Origin of the sequence: Streptococcus ictaluri 707-05 (genome assembly GCF_000188015.2) — a bacterium.
Classification (GTDB): domain Bacteria; phylum Bacillota; class Bacilli; order Lactobacillales; family Streptococcaceae; genus Streptococcus; species Streptococcus ictaluri.
In genome coordinates this window covers 188,840-208,113 of record NZ_AEUX02000006.1, presented here as the reverse complement: position 1 = coordinate 208,113, position 19,274 = coordinate 188,840, and the positions used below count along the sequence as shown (strand labels likewise).

Below are 19,274 nucleotides of genomic sequence, written 5' to 3'. Positions count from 1 at the left end.
CTCCCTTCCCAATCCTCCTTACATGCCTAAAATGCTTCTAGCCGTACGTTGGCTACCCACAAGAGCGATGATTAACAAGATGGCCTGTACTAAGCCACCAAACATGACAGCCAAGGTTTCTATGACGCCAGCTCCATTTGAGACAGCCAGTTTACCTGCTAATTCAAAGAGGGGCACAAAGGAGACAATCAAGAAGATTAAGACACCTTGGACGGCATAGACCATGATGTTTTTCAAATAGCCGATTCCAACACCTCGCCAATCGTCACTAAGGAAAGTAGGGATGGTCATAGGCGCAAAGGGAATCATGAGGTAGAGCTGGATAAAGCGAATGGTTACTAGGATATTGACCACCATGGCACTAGCGATACGGACAAACCAAATCAGAATGGCAAAGAGTCCGACAATCATCTTTCCAACAATACCTGACCCTTTTAGACCAGAGATGGTTTCATAGGTGGTTCCGCCATGTGAGACCACTCCTGCTACTTGTTCAATGATATGAGACGCTATGGCTAGAATAGCTTCCACAATAACAGTGGTATGGGTAATAAAAACTGCCACCATGATATAGCTGACAATCATGGGGGCTAGGGCTTCAAAGGTCATAGAACCACCTGAGTTGGCGATTTTCTTAGCCATCTTAGAGAACTCTAGGATCAGAATAACCGCTAAGATAGCTACGCCAATTGGCTGCATGATGCCTTTAGTGATAGCAGTGAGGTAAGACCAAACCGTGGGGTTATAGTCTGCCAGAGACTTGACGAGATTAGCTGTTGATCTCTAGGTCCACATTAAAGCCTTCAAAGAGGCTGTCGCTAGACACCTTATCAGACGCTAAAAAGACACGGCCAGAAGTTAGTGTGTTTATCATGTCATATCTTTATCTCCTTTAGATTGTAATCTGGGTCACAAAGGCGCCTGCAGCACCTACCATAACCCCACCCACAATTTCAAGAATGGCATTACGAACACCTGGTCCACCATCTTTAATGTTGGTGGCTAGATTGATAATGCCCATGACGACCAGAAAGGCTCCAACCGCAATCAGTCCTTTCTGCAAAAGCGCCATGGCCTGTGAAAACATGGAACTTGCGTCCACGCCACAAACAAAGCCTGTTAGCTGTTGATTCATCTGTTTTCCTCGTTTCTTTTAATGTAAGCTGTCTTCATTGCTTAAATCCCTTAGCTTGTGCTCTCTTAAGTCAAGCAAATCATTCTCCCTTCTCATCGGGTCAATCTGATAGTGCCACCAGTGCTCATCTGTTTCCTGATCCGCAAGAAACTTCCAGTTCTTGTGTTTCAAGGGAAAATATTTCTTGTCCTTAAAAACTGGAACACCTGCAATACGTACCAAGCATTCATCACGTTTCATGGTGCCAACTTCATCAGGGGTCATGAGATCACGAGCCACCTTTTGATGAGACAAAGATCCAGACCCTGTTTGGCCATACGACCGACTGGTGTTTCTGACATCAATAGTTTGTTTGCCTAAAAGACTACTCATAAACTTAAAGGTTTCTTCGTCATTGCATCCCAAATAAAGAAGGCTGTCATAGTTCCCTAAAATGGTCTTCCAAGCGTCCTTTTCCTTATACAGCCCTTGAAGTTGGGCAATGTTTTGAAGAATTGGGACCAGACTTATATTTCTGGAACGCACTGTTGAAGTGAGTTCTGCGAAGTCAGGAATCTCACCGACATTCGCAAACTCATCCAGATAACTACGGACATGAATCGGCAATTGCCCCTTAAAGTCCACATCAGCTTGTCTGGTCAAGGTCGCAAAGGCCGTTGAGAAAAAGAGGGCTGCTAGAAAGCGAAATGTGGTGTCATTATCTAGAATGACCAGATAGACCATAGTTTTCTGCGTCCCCCAAGTCTTCAAGTCCAAGGTGTCACGTCTCGTCAAATCAATCACTGATTGAATGTTAAAAAGGGCAAACTTTGCGGTGGTTACGGCAATGACCGAATCCAGTGTCTTATCTTTATAGTTTTGAAAGTCAGCCCAGTTTCGCATGGTAAAATTCTCTGCCCCATAGCGTTTGGCATAGGACTCAAACATGACTTCAAGGACGGATTTGTCTTGGTTCTCACCTTTGGATAAGAGCTTGATGAGTTTTCCAATCTCTGAAAAACTTGGGTAACGGCCACGCTTTCGCCTGTCTTCTGCTTCTTCTTTCGAAGAACCTGGTGGGTTATAGAAGTCCACCAAATAAGACACAATGGCTCTGACTAAAGTCATGGAAGCCTCATCCCAAAAAGGATCGCTTCTTGAACCGTTTCCTTTGGTGTTATTGAAATAGACCGTAAGCATCCGATTCAAATCATTTTCTGTCTCCACATAGCGAAAGGGGTTAAAACCATCAGAGTTGGTCATATTGACCAAGTCTAAAACCTTGACCTGATAGCCATTGTCTAAAAAGAGCTTCCCTGTCTTTTCAGCCAAGTGGTCTTTAGGATCCACTACAATATTGGAGCAATTAAGTTGAATAAGATTGGGTTTGACAAAGCGAAAGGTCTTCCCTGCTCCAGAACCACCAGATTTTTATTGCGGTCAAAGGGAGGCTTTTTCTTCTCAAGCAAAGTTAGCCTGAATCTGCGAGACATGATGGTGTCGTTGATTGAATTTTGACTACGGAATGCTTGACCCTCTTTACTTGTCCCAAAGCGAGCCGATCCATATTCTTGACCCTCTCGGTAAACCTTTTGCCCAGTTGACACATAGAGATAGACTAAGCCCATGGAAATAACGCCAAAAACAAAAACAAGAAGAGATTTTCCTGTAAATGCAAAGTTCCATAAGGGGTTAAGCACTTGGTTTTGACCGTCTCCTAAGAGATAAGCCAATCGCTCAAGTGGTGGTTGATTGGGAAGACTATCGTAAAGCAACACCAAACGATGGCAGAAATAACCAAGAGCGAGTCCAAAACCAGTAAAGAGAATGGCTTTTTTACCTGAATACATTAGAGTATTACCTCCTTCGTTTTCACGCTAGAAGGCTCTTTTATGACAATCTTCTCTTTGGCCTTTTCAATCTCCTCGTCTAGTGTCTTATCTAGAGTTAAGCCTTTTAGCTTTTCTGGGTCTGAGACTAATTTTTGAAGCAGATGATCTAGGTGATTGTCTAAAAGAGACTTGTCCTTGGCATAAAAATGGAGGTAGTCCCCTTGCCAAGCAATAGCGATAGGAAGGTCTTCACTTTCCATCAACTCCTTGAACTGATCCACATCGACTGGCTTATCCAAAACGTCACTTGTCACATTGAGAGATTCAATGGCATAGGGACTTTGAAGCAGTTCTTCTAATTTCTGAACCCCGATCTTATAAGCTGAATCCTGGGCAAGAGCCTACCGTGCCGACCAGTCTAAGAGTTTTAAAAGGGTTCGTACCGTAAAAAGCGCTGTTCTTTCCGCGTACTGGATGGCTTGGCGCTCTTGTTGTTCTGATGACATATTTCTTTCCTTACACAAGATTTCCTTAAAGCAATAAGGCTACTGTCATCTTACACAAGCTGACTTGATTTTGTTATCACAAAAAAGACAAGGCAAAGACAAAACTATTCCATGATAAGTGAGCAAGGCTTGCTGTTACACTATCTGTTTTGAGGCGAACAATGCCTAGACAGCCTCCCAAACTGGCATAGAGCAGAAAGGCATCGAGTGTTGATGGAGAATGTGCCCAGGTAAAAAGAACTGTTGTCAGAGCCAGTTGTAAAAAGGGAGATTGACATTTATCCCACAACAATTGGCGATACAAATATTCCTCACATAGACTGGCGTTAACTAAAAAGAAGAAAAAACAATGGGAGAGACTTGTTTTTGTACTGTTAGCAATCGAACTTGATTAGAAGTTATTTCAAGGTCAAGCTGAGTGACAAGAAGGCTTATAATCCCCATAGCTAAAAGACTTCCAATCACCCAACAGCACCGCCTTTTAAAAGGCAGATTTCTATAACCTTTACCATAACGCACCCAATCAGAAATAAGGTTGATGAGTAAAGCAATCTGTAAGGCCATGAGTTGAACAAGGGTTAAAGTTCCTTGCACAAATAAGCCTAAGAGAAAACTATTACCTTGACTGGCTAGAAAAATCAACACGATACGGATCATTCCTACCTCCTGAACAAGTCTTCGTAGTCAATCCCTTCAGTATCACTACTTTTAGTCTCACTAGGGGCTGAATTTAAAACGGGGCTCGTCTGTTTTTGAGACTGGCCCCGTGTTTGTTTAAGACTACCCCCGTCTGATTTTGACACTAGGGGTGTATCGACTATTAATTCACCTAAATAAATCTTGTTGGCAAGTCTTCCTTTTTCGCTGGACGATTGTTGGACTTCATCGATAAGACCATACTCTCTCAAGGTCTTTTTGATAGAGAGTAACTTTGACTTGGAGCAACCTAGCACCTCCATCAAGTTAGCATTGGAATAAATCAGATAGACAGCTCCCTCTTCATCAATCCAGCCCTTGCTTAAAGACAATTCAAGACGATCCTTTAAAATGGCATAGGAAACCTTAACTTCCAATTTCATGTCTTTGTAACGTTCACTCTCAAATAAAAGTTTTGGGAGTTTATAATAGCGCTCTGATGTCTGATAGTGACTAGCTGTGATACGTTTCATGATTTCCCTCCAATACTAAAACTGTCAAATTTCCATTTAAGTCAAATTGGACCAAGCCTTCTTTTTCTAAATCCACAACTAATTGATTGGCTTCCTCAATAGCTATTCTCATGACATCCATGAGATAACAAATCACAATTTTTCGAGATATTTTATCTTCCTTCTGCATTTTTCCTTCTAAAAATAAAAAAACGAGAAGACCTGTAGTTAACTCGCTTTATAACTCATAATTATTTATATTTATACCAACTTCTCTATTTCAAAGTGCTCAACTTTTAGTCACCAAATTACCCACCAAATATTTGATAATTATTGCTTATCTTTGCTCAAACCATAATTTTGCTTAAAATAAGCAATCATTTCTAATAAAAACAAAAACCCTATCATTAAAGGTTTTTACAGTCAATTACTCTTCAAAATAAGTCCGATTTAATAGAAAATAAAACATGGATCCCATTCAACCATTGAATAATCGCCATTGTTTTAGTTCCTTTCATTACAAAAATGATCTCTTATTATTATACTGTCTGTGTGGATCCATCTTTTGAAACGAATCATTTACTATTATAGCATGAAACCTTCTTTTTAGCTTCTATGTCATGATTAATAGCTGTTTTAGCTTGATTTCCAATCGTATGAAGTATATAATCTAGTTATGATGACTAGATTAAAGGTTTTATATAATGAAATTTACTAAACTCCCTGCCTGGCAGGACCTTCCAAGTCTTGATTTATACTTGGATCAGGTCTTGCTCTATGTGAATCAAGTGACTGATTTACAACTAAGTCAGTCACCCAAAAGCTTGACAGCTTCCATGATTAACAATTATGTCAAACACTCTTATGTCACAAAACCTGTTAAAAAGAAATATCAAAAACAACAAATAGCACGTTTAATTGCTATCAGCATACTCAAAGCTTCCTTTACCATTCAAGATATAAGTCGCGTCTTAGCTAAATTGTAAAGCTCTTACCAATCTGAAGAACTCTATAACCTTTTTGTCACTTCTTGGAATCAGGACAAAGAAGATCTTTATGTTCCCGAAATTATTACTTTTGCTTGCCAAACGGTTAAATCATATCATCAAACAATGGCACTTTCTCTGGAGGATAACAATAATGAAACAACGTTTTAAACAAAGTATGCCTTTATCTTTTAAAGAAGAATTAGCCAATAGCTTGACTCATGCAGCGGGAGCTTTAGCCATGTTATTTTTGTTACCTATAATTGCCATTTATGCTTACCAAACTTATGATCTCATTGCCGCTGTAGGTATTTCTATTTTTATCATTAGTTTATTTTTAATGTTTTTATCCTCTACAATCTATCATTCCATGGCATATGGTAGCCCACAAAAATACGTCTTACGTATTATTGACCATAGTATGATTTATATTGCCATTGCGGGTAGTTACACACCAGTTGCCTTATCTTTGGTAAGAGGTTGGCTAGGTTACGTGATCATCTTATTTCAGTGGGGTATTACACTTTTTGGGATACTCTATAAAATCTTAGCCAAAAACATCAATGAACGCTTTAGTCTAATATTATATTTACTAATGGGATGGTTAGTTGTTTTTATATTACCGATTATTATTCCTAAATTAAGCTTAACCTTTGCTCTTTTAATGCTTTTTGGAGGTCTAGCTTACACAGTTGGTGCAGCTTTTTATGCTAAAAAGAAACCCTACTTTCACATGATTTGGCATCTTTTTATTTTAATAGCTTCGGCTCTCCAATTTTTAGCGATTGTATTCTTTATGATTTAGCATAAACTAGTTACTGTCACTTAGGACACTTTTTGAGAGAAGTGGTATAATAACACATAAGTAATTTAGGAAAGGAAATCTATGTGAAAACGGTACGTATTTTTTATAACCCAAATTCAGGTAAAAAAGAAGATGAATTAGCAGGCCAGGTTAAAGCTTATTTAGTGACGCATGGTTTTTCTGAGGATGATGTCGCTGTCATTACCCCTAAAAATGCAGACCATGCCTTCCAACTGGCGCAAAAAGCAGCTAAAGATAAGATTGATCTGGTAATAGCACTTGGAGGAGATGGGACCTTAAATAAAATTTTAGGGGGTATCTATGAAGGTGGAGCCTATCCAACTATTGGTCTTATTCCATCTGGTACCGTTAATAATTTTGCTAAAGCTTTGCATACACCTCTAGAATTACAGGCCGCGCTTGATACAATTCTTTCCGGACAGGTGAGAAAAGTTGATATTTGTAAAGCTAATGATCATTATATGATTTCTAGTTTAACCTTAGGGCTTTTGGCAGATATTGCGGCTGATGTCACTTCTGAGCAAAAACGTCGCTTTGGTCATCTAGCATTTTTAAAGGATAGTTGGCGAATTCTAAGGCGAAATCGCACATACGCTCTTACTTTAGTAAGTCATCATCAGACTATACATCTCAAGACAAAATTTCTTCTCATAACGATGACAAATACGATTGCTGGCTTTCCTTCTTTTTCACCAGGAGCAAAGGCTGATGACGGTTGTTTTCAGGTATATACGATGAAGAAAGTTTCTTTTTTCAAATTTCTATGGCATATCAATGATTTCCGTCGAGGAGATTTTTCAAAAGCTGAGGAAATCAATCATTTTCAAACCAACACTTTGCATCTATTACCTTATCAAGAAGGATATTTTAAGATTCCTAGAAGTCGTATTGATGGTGATAAAAGTGATTACCTACCGATTCATTTAGAAATCATACCAAAAGCTCTCTCAATCATCGTTGCCAAATAAAAAGTGCCCCCAAGAGGCACTTTTTTGTCTTATCTGTCTTATAAAAAAGGGGTTGTCTTAATCGAAAAGTTTTTCTTTAGTTTTTGTTTTTATCTGATTCTTTTTCGTTTGAAGCTTCTGTTTCTTTAAACTGCTTCATCTTTTCTTGAAGTTTTTCTGTCGTTAAATCACTCAAACCATCAACTTTGTCTTTGGCTTGTCCTAGAGACTCTTCAACAGTTTCAGCCGCAATGCCTCCATAAACTTCAATAGCATCTTTGGCTTCTTGCCATTTTTCTTCAATAGTTTCAGCGGCAATACCACCGTAAACTTCTGCGGCATCCCGAGAATCTTGTACTTTTTCTGAAACAGTGTCAAAGACTTTTTTGCTTTTATCTTGTAAAAAGGCATTTAAGTCATCCATTTTTTGACTGGTTTCTTTTAGTAATTGGTCTTTCTTAGATGAAGAAAGACTAAGATATGCAATCGTTGCTGCGGCTGATCCAAGAACTAATCCTAGAAGAACACCATGATTTTTTTAGCCATAGAAATGCCTACTTTCTGTTAGTGTTGGGTTGTTTACTATCCTTAATGATTTTTTTAGCTAATTTCACTGCTGGAACCACTAAAAGAATCAATTGAAGAACTTCTGTCATTTTGATATTTCTTTTTTTCATACTCACCTTATTCTCCTTTATGTTCCTTATCATTTTTCAAACCAGAAATGAATCCCTTGATACCATCTTTAGCATCTTCTAATACTTCAGAGATTTTACCTTTGGCATGTTCTGTCTTACCTTCTGTTTCCAATTCTTTGTCGTCTGTGAGACGGCCAACAGTTTCTTTCACTTTTCCTGAAAACTGATCCAATTTCGCATCCATTTTTTCTTCTGACATAATGTCACATCCTTTCGAGCAACTTGTCACAGATTGTCTTATCAAAAAGTTATTAATATATGTTTATCAAAGTGACTACATTGTTTTTTGTTGTATTTAATATTACTAGTAAATCATTGAAAAAATAGTTTAAAAAGACTATATCTTTTTCTTGATTTAACAAGCTTAAATAAAAGTGACAACACATATATTAATTTATATTGTCATTATACTACCACTTCTTGAAATCGTCAAGTATTTTGTATTTATAAAAACGAACAAAACAGTTTCGCAAATTGTCAAGTCAAGTGCAACCAGTTCATAGATAACTAGAGTTCCAGATGTTAAGCTGTTCGGGATAGCTCAAACAGGAATTTTGAGGATTGATATTGAAGAAGTCGTCTTGGGCGCTCATTGATGGCAGTAATATAATTGTCAAGTTCTTCAGAGGTTAGTGGATTAAGTGAGACTCCTTTAGGGACATATTCTCTGAGGAGGCCATTGAAGTTCTCGTTTTTTCCTCTCTCATGTGAAGAATAGGGATGTGCAAAGTAAACTTCAACAGCTTCTAAGTTTGAGAGTAAACTAAACTCAGAACCATTATCCGCTGTGATGGATGCAATAGGATACTGACTGATGAGATGCGTGACAGCTCGGTTAATGGTTTGGGACTGCTTGTCTTCTAGCTTAACTCCTAGTGCATAGCGTGTCTGGCGCTCTACCAAAGTCAACATAACAGCTTCACCTTTGGTTTTCTTGCCGAGAACCAAATCAATCTCCCAATGCCCAAATTCAGAACGATCATTAATATATTCTGGACGTTCTTCGACAGATTTACCTAAAGTCTTCTTATTCGTCTTCATGACTTTCTTAGAACGTTTTCTGATACTAACCATCTTAGGCAAATCGATTGGTTTAATAGCTAATACCCCCTCTTTGATATAACGATAAATCGTTTTGGTAGAGGGGACGACTTCTCCAGGATGGTTCACTTTGTAAGTCTGAACAAAACTATCCACACTATGGAGACGAATGTTAGCCGTCAAGGCAGATTCTAATTGTTCAATGAACCTAGCGGAGCAGTCATTCAACTTGAGATAAGAACTCTTTTGACGATTGGTTTCATAGACACGTTGCCCACTATCAGCGAAATAGGCGTTGAAGAAGGTTTGTTTTCCATTCTTATCCTTTACCTGTTCTACTGAACCACGTTTTATTTCTCGGCAGATTGTAGAACGGTGACGACCCAAGAGTCGAGCAATCTCAGCGGGTTTCTTTCCCATTTTAAGATAAGCAGCAATTTCACCCCGTTCTGTGGCTGAAAGATGAGAATAGGATGATTTTCTGGTAGAATTAATGTTGGACATGTTCATCTGCTTTCCATACTGAATTGGGGAATTCTAGTATATCAGACGAACATGTCTTTTTTGTTGCACTTCATTTTACAACGCGGGAACAAAACAGTTTGTTTTGTTCGTTAGATATTATTTACTTATAATTAAGTCAGTTGATTAAAGTCCCAAATATCAGTTACCCAACCTTCATAAAAGTCAGGCTCATGACAAACCATTAAAATAGAACCTTTGAAAGCTTTAAGAGCACGTTTTAATTCTTCTTTAGCATCAACATCTAAGTGATTGGTCGGCTCATCAAGGACTAAAACATTGTTTTCTCGATTCATCAGCACGCAGAATCGAACCTTGGCTTGTTCTCCTCCTGAAAGGACTTGAATTTGACTTTCGATGTGCTTAGAAGTTAAACCACAACGAGCTAATGCCGCTCTAACTTCTGCTTGATTTAGAGACGGGAAGGCATCCCAAACAGCTTGAAGTGGGGTTTGACGATTGCCTCCTGTAACTTCTTGCTCAAAGTAACCAAGATCAATAAAATCACCAGTTTCTACTTGTCCTTGAAGGGGTTGAATAATTCCAAGAAGACTTTTTAGAAGGGTTGATTTTCCGATACCATTGGCTCCAATAATAGCAACTTTCTGATTACGTTCAAAGCTCAGGTTGAGGGGCTTTTGTGTCAGAGGACGGTCATACCCAATCATTAAATCGTTTGTTTGGAAGATAAAGCGACTTGGCGTACGAGATTCTTTAAAAGCAAAACTTGGTTTTGGCTTTTCTGCCTGCAATTCAATGATATCCATTTTATCCAACTTTTTCTGACGTGACATTGCCATATTACGAGTGGCCACACGAGCTTTGTTTCGGTTAACAAAGTCTTGCAAATCAGCAATTTCTTTTTGTTGGCGCTCATAAGTTGCTTCTAGTTGAGATTTTTTCATCTCATAGACTTCTTGGAATTGATAGTAGTCTCCTGAATATCTTACTAAGTCTTGATTTTCGACATGATAGACGATATTAATCACATCATTTAAAAAGGGAATATCATGAGAAATCAAAACAAAGGCATTTTCATAGTTTTGTAAGTAACGTTTTAGCCAATCAATATGTTCAGCGTCTAGATAGTTCGTTGGCTCGTCAAGAAGAAGAATATCAGGCTTCTCTAGTAATAATTTGGCTAGTAAAATCTTAGTTCTCTGTCCCCCTGATAAGGAAGTGATATCTGTTTCCATCCCAAAATCCATGACTCCTAAGGTACGCGCCACTTCATCTATCTTAGCATCCAAAGTATAAAAATCACGACTCTCTAAACGATCTTGAAGTTCACCAACTTCTTCCATTAGTGCATCTACATCTGCTGCTTCATCAGCCATTGACATGTAAATATCATTGATTCTAGCTTCTGTTTTAAATAATTCATCAAAAGCTGTTCTAAGAACGTCTCGCACACTTTGACCGGCTTCTAAGACAGTGTGTTGATCCAAATAGCCAGCGGTCACATATTTGGACCATTCAACTTTCCCTTCATCCGGTTGTAAATGCCCAGTTACAATACTCATAAAGGTTGATTTTCCTTCGCCATTGGCACCAACCAAACCAATATGCTCCCCTTTTAATAAACGAAAAGAGACGTTTTCAAAAATGGCACGGTCACCAAAACCGTGACTAAGGTTTTTAACTTCTAAAATACTCATGTCTTGTCCTCGATAATCATCAAAAAAGCCGTAAAAAACGGCTTTTACTTATTAACTTATTATGGCAAAAATGTGTTTTTTTGTCAATGAAAGTCTATACTTATGAAACTCTAGCGGACTTAGTGCGACTAAAGCTTAATGGTTTGAGAAGGGGGTATAAAAGAGGTACCGCGATGACGGTTACAATAGCAGTTCCAAAACTCCCACCAACTTTTGTAAATGCTGTAGCGAGGGCTAAATGAAGAGGTAAATTCCCACCAATCGTAGCAAAAAGGGTATATTTGATAACAATCATTACTAGTTTTAAGACTGCTGCTACTAGAGCGACTGTTATCACGTTCTTAGGATTGTCTAGTGATTTCAACCATTTTTCGTAAACAAAGTGCAAGACAAGACAAACCATTAAAGATTCTAAAACAGTAATCCAAACAACTGAAGCATAACCGTTCAAAATATCAAAAATTCCCAAACCAATAGTTGCTACTAATGCTGCTTCTTTTGCGCCATATAATAAAAGAGCCACAACAACCAGTGCATTACCAATATGAACAAATTGAGGTCCTACAGGAATGCGCAAGAAAGCGACAGATATATAAATAAGGGCAGCGAACAAACTTAGTTCAACTTGATGGGCTAGTGTTTTAGACGTCATGAGTTTCCTCCAGTAGTTTCTTAAATGATAGACCTAAATCGGTCAGAAAGGGTTCAAAACAAATCCCAAAAGTTAAATCTTGAGATAGTTTTAGGGTTTCTTGAAGTGATTGATATAAAAAGTCGAGTGATATCTCAATTACTTGTTCCATAGGGAAATCGTAAAAGAATCCAGCAGTCATTATAGCAGAGAAGATATCTCCTGTTCCAAAGAAATGATAGGGTAATTTGGGTCTCATATGATAAGAAATCTCCTGACGATGACTATTGTAATAGGCAACTCCTATCGATTGGTCATCAAATGAAAGGCCAGTTACAATGACATGCTCTGGACCCAACTGAGAAATCCCCTTCATCAGCTCTTTGATTTCGGCTTTGGTATACTCATTTCCTGGAAAGGCTTGATTACTTAATAAACACGCTTCACTAAGATTTGGCAATACTAATTGCGCTCTTTTAGCCAGTTTTGTCATAGCATCTAAGTGTTCAGTTCCTAGATGACTATATAGTTGCCCCTTGTCTGCCATGATTGGATCAAGTACAAAGGGTAACTTTTCTTTAGCTAAAAAAGCAAGAATCGTATCTGCATCAGTAGCCTCAAAAAGATAGCCAGCAAAAAATCCATCATAGTTTGGTTTGGGATTAGATTGCCAATCCTGTAAAAAAGCGTCTAGCCCTTTTGAAAAGGATTGGATATAGGGGCGATTGTTAGCACCTGTGTGCCTTGATAAAAGACAAGTTGGCAAAATGGCCTGTTGAATAAGACAAGTCGATAAAATGGGAATACTGGCTGATTGAGCCACCTTGCCTATACCAACAATATCATTTGCCACAATGACACGTTTTAAAATAAGAACACCTCCTCAAACATTCTGCTACTATTGTAAGAAAAAGCGCTTTGAGATACAATAGAGTTAACTTTAATCTGTATGGGGACACTTATGACTAGTAAATACCAAACCATTATCAACGATATTACTCGAGCCATTAATCATCAAGAACTGCAAAAAGGGGATAAACTTGCTTCTATTCGTCAGCTCAGCAAAACTTATCATTGCAGTAAAGATACGGTTCAAAAAGCTTTACTACAGCTCAAATACCAACAATTAATTTATGCCATCCCAAAAAGTGGCTATTTTGTATTGGGCAAATTGAACAATGAATCATCTCATGAGATGAGCTTGGAAGATTATAATAACATGGCTTATGAGGATTTTCGCTTATGCTTGAATCAAGCTCTGACAAGCAGAGATAGCTACCTCTTTCATTATTACCATCAGGCCCAGGGTTTGGAAGAACTATTAGTGTCTTTAAAAGACCACTTATCAGATACGAGCATTTATGCACAAAAGGATCAATTAGTTGTGACATCCGGATCACAACAAGCCTTATATATTTTATCGCAAATGCCATTTCCAAATTATAAGGAAGTGCTTCTGTTAGAGTCTCCTACTTATCATCAAATGGAATCCTTAGTTTCTTCTCTAAACTTGCCTTATCAGACCATTAAACGAGATTTTGATGGGCTTGATTTCAAGTATTTAGAGACTTTGTTTCAAACGGGAAATATTAAATTTTTCTATACCATCTCACGCTTTTCAAATCCATTAGGCTTATCTTATTCTAAAAAAGAAAAAGAGAGGTTGTTGGCACTTGCTGAAGCATATGATGTCTATATTTTAGAAGATGACTATTTAGGTGATTTTGCCAGACATGCAGAACCACCACTTCATTATTTTGATACTAACAATCGTGTCATCTATTTAAAATCCTTTTCAATGAGTGTTTTTCCAGCTATTCGAATTGGTACCTTAGTCTTACCAAATCCCTTAAAAGAGGCTTTTTTAAAACAGAAATCGATGATTGATTTGGATACTAATCTCTTAATGCAAAAAGCTCTCTCCTTATATCTAGCTAATGGCATGTTTCAGAAAAATTTAAAAGTCATCAAGTCTTTTTTTGAAAGAAGGCAAGAACTTCTTGTCATGCATCTGTTTCCTCAAATAGCTGATTCTACCTTTCAAATCAGTCCTAAAGAAATCATTATTAGACTCGATAAGAATTCTGTTTTTTATCAGAAATGGCCAAGGCAACTCTATCAGATACTAAGGCATAATCAGCAAACCTATCTGAAGCTTGATGTAACCAATGAAGCTCTTTTTCTTATTTGGTCTGTTCAAAACGCAAGTGGACGATGATACGATCTCCATAACCATTTCTTTCCAAATCTCTTTGAAGACGGTAAGAAATGTAGTGCTCTGCAATAGCAATGTAACCAGCATCCATAAGGCGGTTTTCAACTAGGGATTGAATCATATTGATCGTTGGACGTTCAACCTGTGCTTCTTCTAAATCAATGACAACTTTTTTAGTGACTTGTGCCAAGTTTTGACGCCAAGTTTCATCAATGACATAGACTGTTCTTGCTGCTTTAATAATGGCTTGATAAATTTTCTCAGGATCAAATTCGGCAACTTGACCATCACGCTTAATAATTTGCATAGGAACTCCTCTTTTCATTAATTTTCATCTTTACTTACATTATGCAAGTGTTTTCAAATTTTGTCAAGTCAAGAGCTCTCTTATTAAAATAATCTAAAAAAGAAATGGGAATATGAGCCTAAGAGGGAGTTTATTATCTTCAAAAAGATAAGTTTACCCACTTTTGAAATATAAAAAAGAGCTGAGAAATCTCAGCTCTATGGGACATTCTATTAGAACGTGATAACGAGGTTCACACAAGTTATCAAAATCGGCTTTCTGCCTTAATGATCTCCCCCAGCGCAAATATGTTTAAAAACCATAATCGACTCATCGCATACATTGATTGTAACATGAAGTCAAACGAATTACAAGAGAGGCGCAATAGTTTTGACTAATAGGCCTATTAATTTTTGATGTAAAGGTCTTTCTTTCAGCTGAGTCTCGGTTACCAAAGTAGATTTTACTTCAGTTTCTTTAAATTCAGTAAGGATGTCCGAAATAACAGAGACTCTGTATAGATAGGTCGCACATTCAAAATGGTGATACAAACTTCTGTAATCCAAGTTTATTGTTCCTACTACTGCTTTAGTATTATCTGACACAAAAATTTTTGAATGAACAAATCCTGGTTTGTATTCGTAAATCTTAACTCCTGATGTCATAAGAGCCTTATAGTAGGTTTTGGCTAAAGCATAAGGAACAGGTTTGTCAGGGATTCCTGGCATGATGATGCGAATATCGACACCACGTTCAGCCGCAAAGCGTAAGGCATGCTCTGTCTCACTATCTAAAATCAAGTAAGGTGTCATGATACAAACATATTCCTTAGCATGATTTAGGATATCAATATAGACATTTTTACCAATTTTATCAGTATCTAAGGGGGAGTCTCCGTAGGGAATGACATAGCCATCTGAAGGAATAAGAGACTGGTGCTTAGAAAGATAAGGATCAACGATAAGTTCTTTTTCGGTAATTGACCACATTTGTAAGAAAAGAATTAGAAGACTATCCGTAGCTTCTCCTTCTAACATAAGGCCTGCATCTTTCCAATGACCAAAACGTTCAACTTCGTTGATATACTCATCTGCTAAATTGATACCGCCTGTAAAGGATACCTCGCCATCGATAACCACAATTTTCCGGTGATCTCTGTAGTTGTAGTAAGTCGAAATAAAAGGAGAAATGGGAAGAAAAGATTTGGCTTTAATTCCGATTTTTTCAAGACGATCGGTATAGTCAGAAGAAAGAGTGGACAGTTCTGTCATGCCATCATATAGCACTCTAACTTCAAGTCCTTCTTTTACTTTTTTCTCTAAAATACTTAAAATTTCGCCCCACATGCGACCTTCGGAGATGATAAAAAATTCTATAAAAATATAGTTTTTAGCGTTTAAAAGCTCTTCTTTTAATCGTTCAAAAAACGATTCTCCGTCTGGAAAGAAAGTAGTTCGTGTATTATTGTAGATAGGAAAGTTCCCCTTACTACGTTCTAAATATTGCACTAAATGATAAGTCGTTGAGGTATTATCTTTGAGCACTTCTAAGATAGCTTCATCATCTCTCAAATACGGTGCTGACAAGTCTACTAAATGATTGATGCGTTGCTTGAGTCCCCGATAGCCCCAATCAAGTTTGGTGTATATGAGAAGCAAGGAACCTAATAAAGGTGCAATCATAATCAAAATCAGCCAAGTTACTCGCGATATAGCATCCATATCACTGTTGACCAAGTAAAGGACCATAGAGATGGCAAAAATACTTTCTATAATAGTTACCCAAACCCGGTACTGTTCTACTAATGCGTAAGTTTGAAACAAGAAAAAAAGCTGAAGAATGATGAGGATGGCAATTACTGTTGTTCGGCTAAAAATACCTCTTAAAAAACTCTTTTTACTTTGTAGTAAAAATTTTACTTTAGTTTTGTTGCTAATTGGTGGACCCTCCCAAGATGACAAATATTCTTACTGACATTATATCATACTGTCCTTTAATTGATAGGCTTACTTGGTTAGGAACTATAAAAAAACGTCACAAAAAATCCTCCACATCTTTTTTAAGATAGGGAGGATTTTTTGTTATTTGTAACTATTAAAAGGAAAGGTCCTTATTAATCTTCTTTTTGCTGTTTTCTATATCCAAAGAAAGAAGCTGTTAAGATAAGAAGGCTTCCTAAGATGGTAGAAAGGTTTCCTTTACGGTCACTCGTTTGAGGAAGAGATTGTTGAGTTGACAAATGAGAGATAGGTTTTTTCGATGTCAACTGCTCAGGCTCAGCTGTTTTCGTAACTTCTCTTGTCTTTGCTCAGATTTGTTAGCTTTTTCTTTTTCAGTTGTTTCTGGCATTTCTGGTAAGGTTAATTCATCCTGCTCTTTTAGATCAGGATGCTTATCTGCTTGGCTTTGTTTAAGGAGTTCTGAAAGCTTGATGCTATTAAAGTTACCAGCTTTATCTTCAACCACGAAGACTAACTTCTCAAAATCAATGGTAATATCTTTGCTATCTTCAGATTTTATTGTTTTTGGAATGTTGTTATAACCATTTTCATCAGCGTAGAAGTAAACACTGTATTTAAATGGCATATCGAAAAGGTCTTCTTCGGAAGCTTCTGTTGCTTGAGAATTTTCACCTTCTGCTGTTTCACCAGATAGGGACTCTTCAGAGACATCGTCGTATTCAAAGGCAACGAATGTGCGATAAATAGGTAAGCCATTTTGATGATTAGATTCTTCAACTTTTAGTTGTCCTGTTTCAGCATCATAATGTACACCTGTTGGCAAGTTTGGAACTTTTGTGCTAACAAGTACTGAAAAGTCCATCATTTGTTGATGTGCACCTTCTGCAACTGTCATTTGATTATTGTCAGTACCATCCCAGACTAACTTCTCAAGTTTATAAGAACCATCGCTTTCTTTACCATTCTTGGTATAGTTTTTGATATAGGCAGTAGTCACTTCGCTAGACCAAATGATATTGCCACTAGCATCTAAAACCTGTGCCTGAACATCTCTAACATTTCTTAGGAAAGTGGCTTGAGGAGTAATACTATCTCTGTTCTGATCTTGATTCGGTGAAATAGCTAAGTAAACCTGGTCATTTTGGTCCAAGTCCAAAGTATAGTGTTCTTCATCATTAACTTGTTTAGCAAAGGTTCCCAAAACAATTGGTTTAGGCACTTCGCTAGCACCATATGGACTTAATTCAAAGTTACCATTTTTAATATCATTAGATAAGAACCAAGGAGTAGCTTCTGTTAGCAAAGCTGTGTAGCTATTGTTATTATTTAAAACTTCCTCAAAAGATAATCCCGCAGAAGCAAAGTCTAATTGATTTTCTAAACCATCTGTTACCGGAGCATAGTAGAAAGTACCTGTTTTAAGCTTGCTGTAAATGGACTCTTCTAATGCTGGTAGGTTAGCAAAATCGCCTCTAAATCCTAAGAATGGAATACTCATTAATTCTTCTGAACTGTTTTGACTATCTTTAAAGCGTATAAAACCTTCTAGGAAGTAGCCATTTGGCATTTGTTGTAGCAGTTCTTGAGAGAACTGACTAGCATCAATTGAGATGCAGTACAGTTCTTTTGTTTCTTTTCTTAAGTTGTGAATGCGAACTGTAAAACTAAAGGTATCCTTAACATTGCCAAGATTGATTTTGGCATGATTATTTGCATCTGTGAGGTAATGAGAAGCCTCTAATGCTTTTTTAGCATTGATTGCTCCAGCGCCTTGTTGTCTTGGTGAGTAAAACGCTTTTTCTTCTGGACTGAATAAGGCAGAAGCTGAACTCATGGCTACTTTTTTAGTCAAGTCAAGCAATTGAGGTGGTGTCAGATTTAAATGAGCATATTTTTTAGCTAATGCAGCTTGAAGCATGCTCAAAATCCCTGAAACATGAGGTGTTGACATACTTGTTCCAGACAAGGTTCCATACTTATCGTTAGAGAAAGTTGACAGAACTTCAAAACCTGGAGCAGAGATATCTGGTTTGATATGGCCTTCAGCTGTTAATCCCCAAGTAGATTCTGGGACCCTACGATTTCCACCAGCATTTTCAATGACTTTAAAGATATGGTTAAACTCAAGTTTTCCTGAAGTATGATTGAGCAAGGTTTGACCATCAGCTTGACTGATAACCCCAACAGGCAATTCTGTGTACGGAATCAAGATATTACTTTGAATAGGATTGTTATTAATGACTAAAAGACCAGCTGCCCCAGCTTTTTGAAACTTTTGAAGTGTAGGTGTGAAATCAACTAATCTGACTGATCCAGAACGTTTGAGAACAGCAATTTTACCAGTCAAGTCAGGTTGTTCCTTCTCTTCGTCAACTAAGGTAAAGTCATAAGCTTTATGAGCATCAAGTGATTTTGAAAGCATGATTGGTAAGTCGATTTCTTTCTCACCAGTCTTAAGGGTCACTACTTCACTGACTGACATTTGAGCGTCATGATTAGCTACTGTTAGAACGTCTTCAGAAATGGCAGGGCTACTTACTAAGCCAAAATCAGGGTTAGTTGCTAATGGGTTGCTGAATTCTTTACCAAAAGCACCGTCATTTCCTGCGGCTGCGACTAATAAGACACCATGATCTTTGGCAAGTTGAATAGCCTTTTTAACGTCTTCATGAACTGTTACCCAAGAGTCAGCAGATCTACCAAAACTCATGTTAATGACTTTAGCACCTAATAGAACAGAGTCAGTAATAGCTTTTGCGTAAGCACGAGGGAATTTGTCTTTTTCAGTTTCTGTGTCTTTGACTAAAGAAGAAACACGCATCAACATTAATTGAGCATTAGGAGCCATTCCTGTAACTAATAAGTTATCCGTGGTGCTAGTTAATCTCAAAATACAATAAAAA

18 protein-coding genes and 5 pseudogenes are annotated in these 19,274 nt (G+C 37.6%); 4 read left to right on the top strand and 19 right to left on the bottom strand.

Annotation, left to right across the window (positions count from 1 at the left end; genetic code table 11):
• Positions 1-18 precede the first annotated feature (18 nt).
• From STRIC_RS06095 to STRIC_RS06065, 8 genes and pseudogenes are all read right to left on the bottom strand, one after another.
• Positions 19-874 (bottom strand): annotated as a pseudogene (locus STRIC_RS06095) (conjugal transfer protein TrbL).
• A gap of 18 nt (positions 875-892) precedes the next feature.
• Positions 893-1,135: a hypothetical protein gene (locus STRIC_RS06090; RefSeq protein ID WP_008089174.1), complete on the bottom strand. Its 243-nt coding sequence runs from the start codon at positions 1,133-1,135 to the stop codon at positions 893-895.
• An 18-nt stretch (positions 1,136-1,153) separates the two neighbouring features.
• Positions 1,154-2,964, bottom strand: a pseudogene (locus STRIC_RS06085) (VirD4-like conjugal transfer protein, CD1115 family).
• Positions 2,964-3,452, bottom strand: a pseudogene (locus STRIC_RS06080) (hypothetical protein). Before STRIC_RS06080 ends, STRIC_RS06085 begins: the two co-directional pseudogenes overlap by 1 nt.
• 76 nt (positions 3,453-3,528) lie before the next feature.
• Positions 3,529-3,756, bottom strand: a complete 228-nt coding sequence (locus tag STRIC_RS11580; protein WP_050897391.1) for a CPBP family intramembrane glutamic endopeptidase — start codon at positions 3,754-3,756, stop codon at positions 3,529-3,531.
• Between the two features lie 26 nt (positions 3,757-3,782).
• Entirely contained in the window at positions 3,783-4,109 is a 327-nt protein-coding gene (locus STRIC_RS11575; protein WP_008089356.1) for a hypothetical protein, read from the bottom strand.
• A gap of 35 nt (positions 4,110-4,144) precedes the next feature.
• Positions 4,145-4,621: pseudogene (locus tag STRIC_RS06070) on the bottom strand (replication initiator protein A); the annotation flags it as partial.
• Entirely contained in the window at positions 4,602-4,790 is a 189-nt protein-coding gene (locus STRIC_RS06065) for a hypothetical protein (protein WP_008089136.1), read from the bottom strand. The gene STRIC_RS06065 and the pseudogene STRIC_RS06070, both read right to left, overlap by 20 nt.
• A gap of 514 nt (positions 4,791-5,304) precedes the next feature.
• On the opposite strand from STRIC_RS06065, the pseudogene STRIC_RS06060 reads away from it, so the two are divergent.
• The 3 genes and pseudogenes from STRIC_RS06060 to STRIC_RS06050 all read left to right on the top strand — a co-directional run bounded on the left by STRIC_RS06060 (position 5,305) and on the right by STRIC_RS06050 (position 7,380).
• Positions 5,305-5,757 (top strand): annotated as a pseudogene (locus STRIC_RS06060) (DUF1836 domain-containing protein).
• Entirely contained in the window at positions 5,741-6,391 is a 651-nt protein-coding gene (trhA, locus tag STRIC_RS06055) for a PAQR family membrane homeostasis protein TrhA (protein WP_008089494.1), read from the top strand. Before STRIC_RS06060 ends, trhA begins: the two are co-directional and overlap by 17 nt.
• Before the next feature lie 83 nt (positions 6,392-6,474).
• On the top strand, positions 6,475-7,380 hold the full coding sequence (locus STRIC_RS06050; protein WP_008089272.1) for a diacylglycerol/lipid kinase family protein: 906 nt from the start codon (positions 6,475-6,477) through the stop codon (positions 7,378-7,380).
• A 76-nt stretch (positions 7,381-7,456) separates the two neighbouring features.
• On the opposite strand, the gene STRIC_RS06045 is transcribed toward STRIC_RS06050, so the two are convergent.
• The 7 genes from STRIC_RS06045 to STRIC_RS06020 all read right to left on the bottom strand — a co-directional run bounded on the left by STRIC_RS06045 (position 7,457) and on the right by STRIC_RS06020 (position 12,780).
• Complete coding sequence (locus STRIC_RS06045) at positions 7,457-7,846, bottom strand: hypothetical protein (RefSeq protein ID WP_050897390.1); 390 nt, start codon at positions 7,844-7,846, stop codon at positions 7,457-7,459.
• Between the two features lie 67 nt (positions 7,847-7,913).
• Positions 7,914-8,036, bottom strand: a complete 123-nt coding sequence (locus STRIC_RS12875; RefSeq protein ID WP_008088733.1) for a hypothetical protein — start codon at positions 8,034-8,036, stop codon at positions 7,914-7,916.
• A 7-nt stretch (positions 8,037-8,043) separates the two neighbouring features.
• Positions 8,044-8,256: a CsbD family protein gene (locus STRIC_RS06040; protein ID WP_008088908.1), complete on the bottom strand. Its 213-nt coding sequence runs from the start codon at positions 8,254-8,256 to the stop codon at positions 8,044-8,046.
• A 323-nt stretch (positions 8,257-8,579) separates the two neighbouring features.
• Entirely contained in the window at positions 8,580-9,602 is a 1,023-nt protein-coding gene (locus STRIC_RS06035; protein WP_200857380.1) for an IS30 family transposase, read from the bottom strand.
• 131 nt (positions 9,603-9,733) lie between these two features.
• Entirely contained in the window at positions 9,734-11,278 is a 1,545-nt protein-coding gene (locus STRIC_RS06030; RefSeq protein ID WP_008089348.1) for an ABC-F family ATP-binding cassette domain-containing protein, read from the bottom strand.
• A 100-nt stretch (positions 11,279-11,378) separates the two neighbouring features.
• Positions 11,379-11,930: an ECF transporter S component gene (locus STRIC_RS06025; RefSeq protein ID WP_008089160.1), complete on the bottom strand. Its 552-nt coding sequence runs from the start codon at positions 11,928-11,930 to the stop codon at positions 11,379-11,381.
• Positions 11,920-12,780 carry a pyridoxamine kinase gene (locus STRIC_RS06020; protein ID WP_040832093.1) on the bottom strand — a complete coding sequence of 287 codons (861 nt, stop codon included), beginning with the start codon at positions 12,778-12,780 and terminating at the stop codon, positions 11,920-11,922. The genes STRIC_RS06025 and STRIC_RS06020 overlap by 11 nt, the downstream gene beginning before the upstream one ends.
• A gap of 90 nt (positions 12,781-12,870) precedes the next feature.
• Between STRIC_RS06020 and STRIC_RS06015 the strand changes: the two genes are divergently transcribed.
• A complete protein-coding gene (locus STRIC_RS06015) occupies positions 12,871-14,127 on the top strand; it encodes an aminotransferase-like domain-containing protein (protein WP_040832091.1) in 1,257 nt (418 codons plus the stop codon).
• On the opposite strand, the gene STRIC_RS06010 is transcribed toward STRIC_RS06015, so the two are convergent.
• The 4 genes from STRIC_RS06010 to STRIC_RS06000 all read right to left on the bottom strand — a co-directional run bounded on the left by STRIC_RS06010 (position 14,093) and on the right by STRIC_RS06000 (position 19,261).
• Entirely contained in the window at positions 14,093-14,431 is a 339-nt protein-coding gene (locus STRIC_RS06010; protein ID WP_008089378.1) for an ATP cone domain-containing protein, read from the bottom strand. The genes STRIC_RS06015 and STRIC_RS06010 overlap by 35 nt on opposite strands.
• A 347-nt stretch (positions 14,432-14,778) precedes the next feature.
• On the bottom strand, positions 14,779-16,347 hold the full coding sequence (gene cls, locus STRIC_RS06005) for a cardiolipin synthase (protein WP_040832213.1): 1,569 nt from the start codon (positions 16,345-16,347) through the stop codon (positions 14,779-14,781).
• A 176-nt stretch (positions 16,348-16,523) separates the two neighbouring features.
• Positions 16,524-16,676 carry an LPXTG cell wall anchor domain-containing protein gene (locus STRIC_RS11815; RefSeq protein WP_008089346.1) on the bottom strand — a complete coding sequence of 51 codons (153 nt, stop codon included), beginning with the start codon at positions 16,674-16,676 and terminating at the stop codon, positions 16,524-16,526.
• Complete coding sequence (locus tag STRIC_RS06000) at positions 16,673-19,261, bottom strand: S8 family serine peptidase (RefSeq protein WP_200857379.1); 2,589 nt, start codon at positions 19,259-19,261, stop codon at positions 16,673-16,675. The genes STRIC_RS11815 and STRIC_RS06000 overlap by 4 nt, the downstream gene beginning before the upstream one ends.
• Between the last annotated feature and the right edge of the window lie 13 nt (positions 19,262-19,274).